Source organism: Bacillus pretiosus (assembly GCF_051294775.1).
GTDB lineage: Bacteria > Bacillota > Bacilli > Bacillales > Bacillaceae_G > Bacillus_A > Bacillus_A wiedmannii.
Genome location: NZ_JBPPHF010000685.1, coordinates 1 through 278 on the forward strand (window position 1 = coordinate 1; position 278 = coordinate 278).

The 278-nt window shown below is 38.8% G+C and carries 2 pseudogenes; both read right to left on the reverse strand.

Annotated elements, in window-relative coordinates:
- A pseudogene (locus ACSG5Z_RS32695) lies at nt 1-79 on the reverse strand (bis(5'-nucleosyl)-tetraphosphatase (symmetrical) YqeK); the annotation flags it as partial.
- Nucleotides 69-278: pseudogene (locus tag ACSG5Z_RS32700) on the reverse strand (nicotinate-nucleotide adenylyltransferase); the annotation flags it as partial. The pseudogenes ACSG5Z_RS32700 and ACSG5Z_RS32695, both read right to left, overlap by 11 nt.

Sequence of the window (278 nt, forward strand, 5' to 3'; positions counted from 1 at the left end):
CCATTACACCTATTGTGTGTATATAACGTTTTTCATGCATTTGTTGTTTGACAATATGAAGTGCTTTCTCACGATTCATACAACCCATTCCTCTCGATATACACCTGTACTTTTACAGGAAGTAAATATTTACATGTTCGCTTCTCTTTATATCTCTGACGCAATAAAGATGAAGAAACTGCAAACTCCGGAATTTCCACAGTGGTGATAGGATAAGGCGTACGCAATGTATAACCAGGTCTTGCAACCCCAACAAACGTCACAAGATCGAGTAACGC